The 10,227-nt window shown below is 56.3% G+C and carries 9 protein-coding genes; 7 read left to right on the top strand and 2 right to left on the bottom strand.

The genetic code is table 11. The features are described from left to right. Together AB4Z51_RS43060 and AB4Z51_RS43055 are read left to right on the top strand one after the other, a co-directional pair. On the top strand, positions 1-910 hold a 910-nt coding region (locus tag AB4Z51_RS43060; RefSeq protein ID WP_441499597.1), incomplete at its 5' end, for a DUF4082 domain-containing protein. 788 nt (positions 911-1,698) lie between these two features. Then, positions 1,699-3,177, top strand: a complete 1,479-nt coding sequence (locus AB4Z51_RS43055) for an exopolysaccharide biosynthesis polyprenyl glycosylphosphotransferase (RefSeq protein WP_244623459.1) — start codon at positions 1,699-1,701, stop codon at positions 3,175-3,177. A gap of 217 nt (positions 3,178-3,394) precedes the next feature. Here the strand turns inward: AB4Z51_RS43055 and AB4Z51_RS43050 are convergent, their stop codons facing one another. After that, entirely contained in the window at positions 3,395-3,757 is a 363-nt protein-coding gene (locus tag AB4Z51_RS43050) for an H-NS histone family protein (RefSeq protein ID WP_135216960.1), read from the bottom strand. 543 nt (positions 3,758-4,300) lie between these two features. Here AB4Z51_RS43050 and AB4Z51_RS43045 point away from each other — a divergent pair. The 3 genes from AB4Z51_RS43045 (at position 4,301) to AB4Z51_RS43035 (ending at position 6,961) form a co-directional block, all read left to right on the top strand. Next, positions 4,301-4,543, top strand: a complete 243-nt coding sequence (locus tag AB4Z51_RS43045; RefSeq protein ID WP_167768317.1) for an H-NS histone family protein — start codon at positions 4,301-4,303, stop codon at positions 4,541-4,543. A 1,211-nt stretch (positions 4,544-5,754) separates the two neighbouring features. Further along, positions 5,755-6,585 carry a Hint domain-containing protein gene (locus tag AB4Z51_RS43040; protein ID WP_135216961.1) on the top strand — a complete coding sequence of 277 codons (831 nt, stop codon included), beginning with the start codon at positions 5,755-5,757 and terminating at the stop codon, positions 6,583-6,585. Positions 6,586-6,820: 235 nt separating this feature from the next. Beyond that, the gene (locus AB4Z51_RS43035; RefSeq protein WP_225005724.1) at positions 6,821-6,961 is read left to right on the top strand and encodes a sugar transferase; all 141 of its coding nucleotides are present in this window, start codon (positions 6,821-6,823) and stop codon (positions 6,959-6,961) included. A 194-nt stretch (positions 6,962-7,155) separates the two neighbouring features. On the opposite strand, the gene AB4Z51_RS43030 is transcribed toward AB4Z51_RS43035, so the two are convergent. Further along, positions 7,156-7,518: an H-NS histone family protein gene (locus AB4Z51_RS43030; RefSeq protein ID WP_135216969.1), complete on the bottom strand. Its 363-nt coding sequence runs from the start codon at positions 7,516-7,518 to the stop codon at positions 7,156-7,158. 633 nt (positions 7,519-8,151) lie between these two features. Between AB4Z51_RS43030 and AB4Z51_RS43025 the strand changes: the two genes are divergently transcribed. Together AB4Z51_RS43025 and AB4Z51_RS43020 are read left to right on the top strand one after the other, a co-directional pair. Next, complete coding sequence (locus AB4Z51_RS43025) at positions 8,152-8,484, top strand: H-NS histone family protein (RefSeq protein ID WP_135216962.1); 333 nt, start codon at positions 8,152-8,154, stop codon at positions 8,482-8,484. Between the two features lie 1,100 nt (positions 8,485-9,584). Continuing rightward, a partial coding sequence (locus tag AB4Z51_RS43020) for a GTP-binding protein (protein ID WP_441499598.1) occupies positions 9,585-10,227 on the top strand: 643 nt, incomplete at its 3' end.

Here is a 10,227-nt window from a genome sequence, read left to right as displayed (position 1 = left end):
GCCAACGAACACGTTGACGGACACGTTCAACTATACCATGCGCGACACCGGAGGCCTCACTTCGACCACCACGCTCACCGTCACCATCCATGGCGCTGACGATACCCCGGTGCTCGCGAGTCAGACCGCCAACCAGAACGCGACGGTCGGGTCGTCCTTCTCGCTGGTGCTGCCCACCAACACCTTCACCGACGTCGATGCCGGCGACACCATGGCCTATACGGCAACGTCCGCCGACGGCACTGCCCTGCCCACCTGGCTCGCGTTCAACGCCTCCACACGCACATTCAGCGGCACACCGACGGCTGCCAATGTCGGTACCGCCGGCATAAAGGTCGCGGCAACGGACCTTGCGGGCGCAGCCACCAGCGAGTCCTTCAATATTGCCGTGTCCACCACGCCCCCGCCTGCGCCGGTCAGCCTATTCAGCGCCTCCAATACGCCTGCGGGCAGCTACAATGACGGCTCTCCGCTTGAGCTTGGCGTGAAGTTCACCTCCTCCGTCGCGGGCACGATCACCGGGCTGAAATTCTACCGCAGTGCGAGCGACACCGGTACCGACATACTCAATCTGTGGAGCGCCACCGGTACCAATCTCGCGAACGCCACCTTTACCAGTACATCGGCGAGTGGCTGGCAAACGGTTCAACTCGCGACGCCCATCGCCATAAACGCCAACACGACCTACGTCGCCTCCTATCACACCATGGGTGCATATGTGGCGAGCGGCGGCTTCTTCAGCTCCGCCGTTACCAACGGGCCCTTGTCGGCGCCCTCAAGCGCGAGCGCGGGCGGCAACGGCGTCTATGCCTATGGCGGCACAAGCTCGACCGGACTGTTTCCGAGCAACACGTTCAACTCCGCCAATTACTGGGCCGATGTTGTGTTCCAACCACAAGTAGTCGGCTAGGCTGGAGAAAGTGGGAGACCAAAGATCTCCGCCGCGACCGTGCAGAGCCGATTTCTCAATGCGGCAAGAGGCCGTTCCTCGATGGCCTGGTTGAGTGGATCGACTTTTTCGAAGTCGTGGCGATCGACAAGATTTCGGAGTTGCCGATGCGCGCGGCGCGCCGGCGAATTATCCCTGCGTTCAATCCGGCCGAAAGTCGCTCTTCTGCGGTAGGTAGCCGAGGCACTGAGCCCCTGGAGTTTCCCATCGAACGTCCCGGCTGACCGCTATCCTGACCTGGCCGCTGCACCGAAGTCCGACGTGGACGCACGCCGGCATGCGCCCAGGCGGGTGCCTTCTTCCCGCTCGGCCTTCGCGTGCTTCTACGGCGCCACCTCAAGCAAGAGTTCATCCACCGATCGATCGACATCCAGAAGGGCAGGATCGTGCTCTCGTCTTCCGAGCGATTAGTTGCCGCCGGCCGACCAGGCGCACGTCTCGATCTCGAGCGGCTGGCGGTTCCGACGCAGCGCGCTCCCGGAGACCCGCTCCTGGATGATCGACGCGGCGCCCAGCGCTCGATCCACGGAAGTCGGTTGATGCATTTGGGGGCCGTGGTTTCTGGAAGTGGGCGCTTCAGGGGCTGTCGACCTGAGCGGTCCAATCTCACCTGCGCAGGAGTGCCCCAGATATCCTGATCCAAGCGGTCGGGCATTTAAATGTATTTAATTATTTTATGCTGGCGCCCCCGGCGATTTTGGCGTATTTAATGTTGTATTAAATAATAGTAGCAACGAATAGATTCGCCAATGATTTCAAAGAGTCGCTTTATCCCAATCGACACTCGCGGCGAGATGACGAGATCGTCCCTCAGCTCAATGATGAGGGCCAATCGTAAATGGCCGATCAGCTACAGATCAATCGAGGCAATTGTGGTTTGTGGCGACCTGTTTGCGATCTTGATTGCCAGCATCGTTTCTACCCTGCTTTTCCCCAACCATGATGTCTCGACCGCGACCGACATCGGCAGGGCGATTGGTTCGGCCATTGTCGTCTCGGCACTTTGCGTCTCGCTCTTGAAGACGCGGAGCATGCATACTCCGTCCGCGTTGCTTGATTTGGGACACCAAGTCCATGCGGTGTGCCTGTGCTGGGCAGTCGTATTCCTTCTACTGGGCGCAGCCGTCAGCGCCTTTAACTTGGGATCAGAACTCTTCCGCAGCGCCGGAGCTATTTTTCCTGTCCTCGGACTGGTGATGTTGATCGGACAGCGCGTTTTCGTGAGGGCGCTGGTGTTGAAGGGTCTCAGCGAGGGCAAATTCTCTGGCGGAAATGTCATACTGCTCACCGATCAGGCGCGATCGGGCGAAACCGGACTGGCACGGACGCTCACAGCACTCGGTTTTCGCGTAGGTGGATCGTTTTGCCTGCCTCGAACAGGCGCGAGCTCAAATCATCGCAAGCGGCTGATTGATCTCGTCATCAGGCATGCCCGAGGCACCGACATCGAAGAAGTCATCGTTGAGGCGGATCCGAACCGATGGCACGAACTGCGCGAATTCATTGCAGACCTTAGGGTTTTGCCGATTCCTGTCGTCTTCGTCCCAGTCGGAGCCGGGGCGGAAATGTTCGGTCGCCCTACGCGCGATTTCAGAAATGCCATCGGTGTCGAGGTGCAGCGTAGGCCCCTCACACACGGCGAACGCGCTGCAAAGCGGTGCATCGACGTAATTGGAGCAGGAATTTGCCTGATCCTGCTGATGCCTCCTCTGTTGCTGATCGCAGCCGCCATCAGATTGGACTCCGCCGGACCTGTCCTCTTCAGGCAGCAGCGCTGCGGCTTCAATGGCCGCGGTTTTACGATCTACAAGTTTCGCACCATGCGGGTGATGGAGGATGGCTGCTCAATTACCCAGGCGGTCGCCAATGACTGCCGCGTGACCAAGGTCGGAAGGTGGCTTCGCAGGACAAGCGTTGACGAACTGCCGCAACTGCTGAACGTGCTGGAGGGGAGCATGTCGCTGGTCGGACCGCGACCACACGCGATAGCGCACGATACCGAGTTCGACCTAGCCGTGCAGCAGTACGCCTATCGGCGACGGGTGAAGCCCGGACTGACTGGCTGGGCTCAGATACATGGTAGCCGCGGGCCGACGCCAACGAGGGCGCTAATCGAACAGCGGGTCACATATGATCTCTGGTACATCGACAACTGGAGCCTTCAACTGGATTTGGCAATCCTACTCCGGACTCCAATGGAGGTACTGCGGTCGCGTAATGCCTTCTGAAGCGCAATGAGATTGGCAATTACGTCGTGCTTTGGATTCTCTTTCGACGCTCCTTCGGACGTACCGAAGATCATTGAACGAAGATCACTGAGCAACGGGGCGGTGACAGCGCGCAGCTCCAGCGACCGTCTCTGACGCTGGGATCAATCACTGGCAATTCCGGCAAACTTGTCGAGGAAGCTTGCCCGTCTCGATGCGTACTTACGTATGTCGGAAGTCAGGCTCTTCGGCGGGCTTTGGCGCCAGTGTCACCGATACGAAACTCCTCGATCTTCTTCCCGGATTTCATGGCTGCCACAAGCCATCGAGGAAGTTTTCCCCGCCCCGACCAGGTTTCAGATGTCTTTGGATTGCGATACTTCGGAAGCACTCTCGGATATTTCCGGCGCGGCTTCTCCGTCTGCAGGGCCCTCATCGCATCGGGAGAACTCGACACGCCCCGACTTAAGACTGCCAGGCGCTTTTCCAGTTCTCGCTTTTCCGCCTCGATACGCGTCGCCAAAATCGCGCTGATCCTCTCGTGCAGGGACCAGAGATCATCGAGCGACATCGCCTCAAGTTCGGTCTTGGTTAACGTCATGCTCGTTCCGTGCGTCATTCGTGACTGTGTCACTTAATTCGTGACTGTGTCACTTATGACCTCAAATCTTCTTTTTCAAGTAGTTTATGCGCCTGAAAAGGCGCCGGTAATTTAAATATGCTAATAACTGCCCCGGAGCCCTAGATTTTGGGCTATCCGGTTCGGTATCTAGCCCTCGCAACTAAGAGCGCCGCGCAGAAGGTCCCTCTTCCGTGATGCAAACGCCAGCTGCTGCCGCCTCCGAATCGTGACAGATGGCCTGCGAATCGAGCTCTTGATGCGCCGTCCTACCAACGGGCGTAAACGTGCGCGAATCAACTGGATATCTCTCAAAGCCAACCGCCGGAGCTCAATCTGGGCCTTCAGCGTTGCGATATCGCGCAATTCGCGTGTTGGAGTAATAAAACTATCAATGACTGCACCAAGGTCGGAAAGAGCGACTTCAACTTGGTCCATTACCAACTCCCTACACTACAAACTTAAATCGCATCAAAATTCTGTCGGAAAGTATCCTGGCAGGGAAACCAGAGTTGGGAGAAGCGTTTGGCTCAGCTCACCCCCTCCAACTCGGTTTCACAAAGCGGTCAATTAACAATCGGAACCGATCGGGCGCGTCGCCCGTATCGCAAGGCGCCTCCAAAGTACCTCAACCCAATGCAACCAAGCGAAATCTGGTCCGGCCGAGGCAATCAGCCCCAGTGGTTGACCGCCGCCCTGCAATCCGGGCACAAGCTTCAGGAGCTAGCGATCCAAGCAAGCGACAAGGGAGCCGAGAAGCCGGCCTAGGCGTGCGTTGCCGAGATCAATCAACTGTGTAGTTGCGGACCGGCCCCCACCTCTTCTTCGCGCGCGTGAGCCATGTGTCTGGCGAGCCGGGCACGAATGCCCGATATCTCGCCGAGAAGGACGTCACACAGGTGAATGCGGCTAGAAATGATGGTGGGAGTCGCCCCCTCACCATTCAATTGATAGAGCTGAGCCTGAGCCAGCCTGATCGTTTGGAGGGAGCTCCAAAGGGAAGTATTACCAGAGTCGTGAATGCCGGTCATCGCCTCGATTCCTCATACCCATACTAAAAAAAATTAAAATCTCAGGTAAGTAATAGAGCAAAAAAATAACCGACACTCGTCCGGAGCCTGTTTCATCCTCTCGCGATCGGCGCCTCGCTCCTCGCATTCTGATGGAGTCCAAATACATCGCGCTTGCCAGCATTAGCAAGGATCCGCAGGTGACCCAAAGTACCGCGGAATGCATTGCATCGGCCACATCGCACGGGCGTCGAGGGGGAAGCTCCTTCGGCAATATCGAAACGAATACTCAGGGAACTGCAGGCTTTACAAACTAACGTAAATTCGGCGCGGGAATCCATTACTGGCGCTCCTTATCCCGAATTTTCATTGAAATGAACTACGCCGGCTAATCAACCGGGGGAACCTCACTGCACTAATTTTCTCAAACGAACCTATTCCAATATCTGTAACCTGAACCCCTCACCGCGTAATTTAATATCATTTTTGGCTTGCTGCAAGCCCCGCTCACCATTGTCTTAAAATAATACTAACTCCGCTATTCACTGCAGACATTATCCGCTACTGCGCGAATGGGAACTGAGAACGGTGTCGCGCTTGCGCCGTACAAATTTTGCGGCAAGCGATCAACACGCTGACACAAGTTCTCCGCTTCAATCCAGGACCAGGCACCCAGCGCCGCTGTGCGAGATCATGTGAGTGGCGTGTTCTATCGGTTTAAAAATAACGGGCTCCTGCGTCCGGCTCCTCAGCGAAATTGCGACGCTCCCTCATTGCAATCCACTGGGCAGAGCGGGCTGGATTTGCTCACTCTGAGCTCTTCACTTTGAGGGCTCGCCGATGGCTTGCGCCAGCGCAGCTCACTTTGATTTCACGGATTTAAATTTGACATTTATTATTTTTAGGATTTAATACATTTAATTAGAAGACGGAGATGGAATTTTTCCATCAGAGTTAGGAATACCATCCATGGCACGCAGATCCGGCGAGAGCCTTCCGCCACCCGTAAGCCTTGCACGTCGTCACTTTATGGGGATCGCTGCTGCTGGCACTGCAAGACTGTCGAGCATCGTAATTCCATCTGTTTTACTTGCAAGCAAAAGCGCCGATGCCTTGGGTATATTGCCTAGGGGCGACCCGAATCGCGGCCGCGATCATCATTGTTTTGGACGAGGAACGCTCATTCAAACGGTACACGGCGAAGTGCCTATTGAACACTTGACGATCGGCGAATTGGTTATAACGGCCAACGGTGCAATACCGATCAAATGGATAGGTCGAAGAACGATCAGAAGGAACGCGTCAGCCCGCTGGCATCCGAGCGTTATGCCGATCCGAGTGGCACGCTTTGCCTTGGATGATCAAACGCCGCGCAAGGATTTGTATCTATCTGAGGGACACTCGCTCCTGATCGATGGGTTTCTGATCCCGGTGAAACATCTTGTCAATGAACGCTCGATCGCCATCGATCGCGGTGTGGAGAAGTCGGAAACCATCGAATACTTCTCAATCGAACTCGACACTCATCAAGTGATCTTCGCCGAAGGCGCGGCGGCCGAGACGTTTCGGTACGCCGGTGATCAGATCGCCTGGGACAATCGTGACGAGTACGAAGACCTTTACGGCCGCGAACATAAGGTGATGCCGCCGTTTGCACCGCATTGCCGCTACAAGGGCGGCCGGGCAGAGGTGAGCGCCTTGCTCCGGTTGGCGGCTTCTCGTTTTGGCGACATGCGCGATCCCATCCAAATCGCCTATACCCGGATCGCGGCTCGAGCATTGTTGCCGATGGCCGCCTGAACGAGCGCTTGTGACCTCGGTTAAACAACCGCAAGCGACTTGGTGATCACGTCACAGCAACGCTGCGGCTTCAATGACCGCAGCTTCATGCTGCTCGTCGGACCACAGCCACACGCCCACGACACCGAGTTCCAGCCTCGCCGTGCAACAATATGCCTATGGTGCCGGGTCAAGAGCCTGGATTTGACCAGCTGGGCCCAGATCATGGCAGCCGTGAACGACGCCGACGAGGGAGCTGATCGAGGAGCGTGTCACATACGATCTCTGGTACATCGACAATTGGAGCCTTCGGCTGGATCTGGTGATCCTTCTGCGAACTCCAATGGAGGTATTGAGACCGCACAATGCCTTTTCAAGCACGGCGATATCAGGATGAATCGTCACCGCGCTTTAAAACATGTGCTCGGATCATGCTGCGCCATGATCTTTGAGGAAACGGCGCTATTCTCGGAAACATGACATGGGCATGGGGTGGGCCTGCTTCTCGGCCGACGCGCCCCGGCAGCCTAGTCTAAGCGAAATTGCCAACAACATGCGATCTTGTAGATATCGGCGCTGCCCCGTCCGGACTCAGGCTCTTCGACGACTCTTGCTGCCGGATTCGCCGATCCGGAATTCTTCGATTTTTCTCCCGGACTTCATGGCAGCGACGAGCCAACGGGGCAGCTTGCCGCGCCCCGACCAGGTCTCCGATGTTTTTGGATTGCGATACTTCGGAAGCACTCTCGGATATTTCCGACGCGGCTTCCCCTCCTGCAAGACCCCGACAAAGTCGCCCGGGCTCGGAACGCCCCGGCTCAAGACCGCCAAGCGCTTTTCCAGTTCTCGCTTCTCCGCCTCGATCCGCGCCGCCAGGATCGCACTAATTTCTTCGTGTAGCGCCCAGAGACGGTCAAGCGACATCGCCTCAAGTTCGGCTTTATTCAACGACATGGTCATTCCGCGGTTCCATGCTTTTATAGTGCAGTCATATTGCCTCGCCCATTCTTTTTCAAGTAATTTGCGCAACCAACAAGGTGGACATTAAATACTATTCGCGCTGAACGCGTAGTTGGATCGATGCGAGAGCCTCGCCCGCACTGCGCAAACCGCACGGCAGGCTACTGCTTCGGGATGCCGATCGCCTTCGAACCGCGCCACAGGTCCCTGGAACAAAGCGCTCGATGCGCCTTCGCACCAATGGCCGCAAACGCGAGCGGATCAACTCGAGATCGCGCAGAGCGAGCCGCCGCAGCTCGATTTGGGCCTTCAGCGTTGGAATATCACTCAATGCCGGTGTCGGAACAACAAAACATCTAATGGCTGCATCAAGGTTACGCAGAGGAGCCTCAATTGGGTCCATCTCAAACTCCCTCCAAGCTCAAATTTTTTGTTCATCTCTCAATATGCGCAGGAATCTAATTTTCCGAAGCTCATCCAGAAATAATCACTTATCAAGACAAAATTTCTCATCTAATATTTAATATATTTAACGGGCGCCAATGTCCGATTCTGCACATAATGGTCGTTTGTCAAAGAATATTTGCAGTGCATTCAACCAAAGTACCAATCACGACGAGAAGTACGATGCGCAAGCCCGATTTGGATGCCATGGCCTTCGACGATCTCTGGCTCCTCCATGAGGAGGTTACCAGGATCCTGTCGGAGAAAATCACGACTGAGAAGCTGGAACTGGAGAAGCGACTGGCCCAGCTTGCCCCTGCCGGTCGGAGCGAATCACGAGCTCGCCGACCTTATCGGAAGGCGCCGCCGAAATATTTCAACCCGGTGGAACCAAGCGAAACCTGGTCCGGCAGAGGCAGGCAGCCGCGATGGTTGGTTGCTGCACTGCAATCCGGGCACAAGATCGAGGAGTTCCAGATCGGTGCCGGCGACAAGGAAGCCGAGGGATCGGCCTAGCCGCTTCGTTGCCGAAGTCAATTATGCAGCCGCAAACCTGATCCTACGCCTCCACGCGTATGGGCAATGTGTCTGGCGAGGTTGGCGCTAATGTCCGTTATCTCTCCCAGCAGAACGTCGCACAGCTGAATGCGGCTAGAGATGACGGTCGGCGTCGCCCCTTCGCCGGTCAAGAGATAGAGCTGGGCCTGAGCCTGCTTTATTGCGTGGAGGGAAGTCCGAAGGGAAGAGCCACCAGACTCGCAAGAACCTGTCATTACTTCCTCCTGCCCACTTTTTACAAAACTAACGCTTCCGGGGTGATGAATTTCTCAAGCGACAGCCAAAGCCTGGCGAGGCGACGATGTCACCCTCGCCCGATGAGCTCCCCTTTCCATCGCTGGGCCCAAGCCGGCACTGCGTCAAAACGCGCTCGTGGCCTGGCTTCCAGCTACCAATATCGGGCAGTACGAACGGCGAATGCGCTGTCGATCAAGCCGCGCTCGAATTTAATAGCATTTTTATATTGGCCGCAATCCCTTCTCGACCACCGCGGTATAATAATATTAAATCAACCATTCAACACGCCCATGAACCGCAACCTTGCGATCAGATACGGATGCAGCGTTCGCGCCGCTGACGTCAGGAAAATGAGAGCGGGATTTCCACTGAGCGCCGGTGTTCGCATCGGCTCGCCGATTTGCCTCGTTACATTCATTTTTGCTTTCCCATGGAGCAAAGCATCATGAGTTCATTAAAGGCGATTTCCGACTGGCATGATGTCACTCTCGAACGACAGATTCGGCAGGACATCTCTCAAAGCGTAGTCAAGTCGACAACATCCGTTAGTCTCCGACGCGGCGACAGATCCAATCGGAATGGGGCTCGCGGGAGCCTATCGCGGCTTCGTTCTCAATACCTCACGCACGTTCACATATACCGTCAACGAACGCCGCCGGGCCAATGCAAATACGTTGCGTCCTATCGGACCGTGACAACCACTGGACCGTTGAGCGTGCGCGTGCTTGGCCGGCAACGCGGACTATACCGACTGCGGGACCGATAGCAGCGGATTGATTGCAACCAACACCTTCAACCCAGCAAATAATTGGGCCGATGTCATGTTCCACCCTCAACTTGCGGGCAAACCTGCAGCAGGATCGACGGCGAGCGGAAATAAGCTGCGGGCGACGGTGCTGAGCGGATTTCTCGGTGCCGGGAAAACGACCGTGCTCAACCACCTGTTAATGAACCGGGACGGCTTGCGGATTGCGGTCCTCGTGAACGACATGAGTCAGGTCAACATAGACGCTGGCCTCATCCGCAATGGAGGGGCCAACCTCTCACATGTGACCGAGGAGCTCGTCGAGCTCAGCAATGGTTGCATATGCTGCACGCTCCGCAACGATCTTCTCCAGGAAGTCAGACGTTTGGCCGCCGAGAAGCGCTTCGACTATTTACTTATAGAAGCCACCGGAATCGCCGAGCCACTTCCAATCGCAGCGACCTTTCACTTTCGCGACGAGGCCGGCGTTTCACTGTCCGACGTCGCGACACTGGATACGATGGTCACCGTCGTCGATGCGACCAGACTACTCGCCGATCTCGGCAGTCGCAGCTTGCCGCACGATTGCGACGAAATGCGTGGCACGAACCGGCAACGGACACTCATCGATCTCATTGTCGAGCAGATTGAATTTGCAGACGTCGTGGTAATCAACAAGATCTCGGACCTGGCCGAACCGGCGCGCGCAAAGCCAAAGC

Source organism: Bradyrhizobium sp. 2TAF36, from assembly GCF_052114925.1.
Classification (GTDB): Bacteria; Pseudomonadota; Alphaproteobacteria; order Rhizobiales; family Xanthobacteraceae; genus Bradyrhizobium; species Bradyrhizobium barranii.
This window is presented reverse-complemented; position numbering and strand designations above follow the sequence as displayed.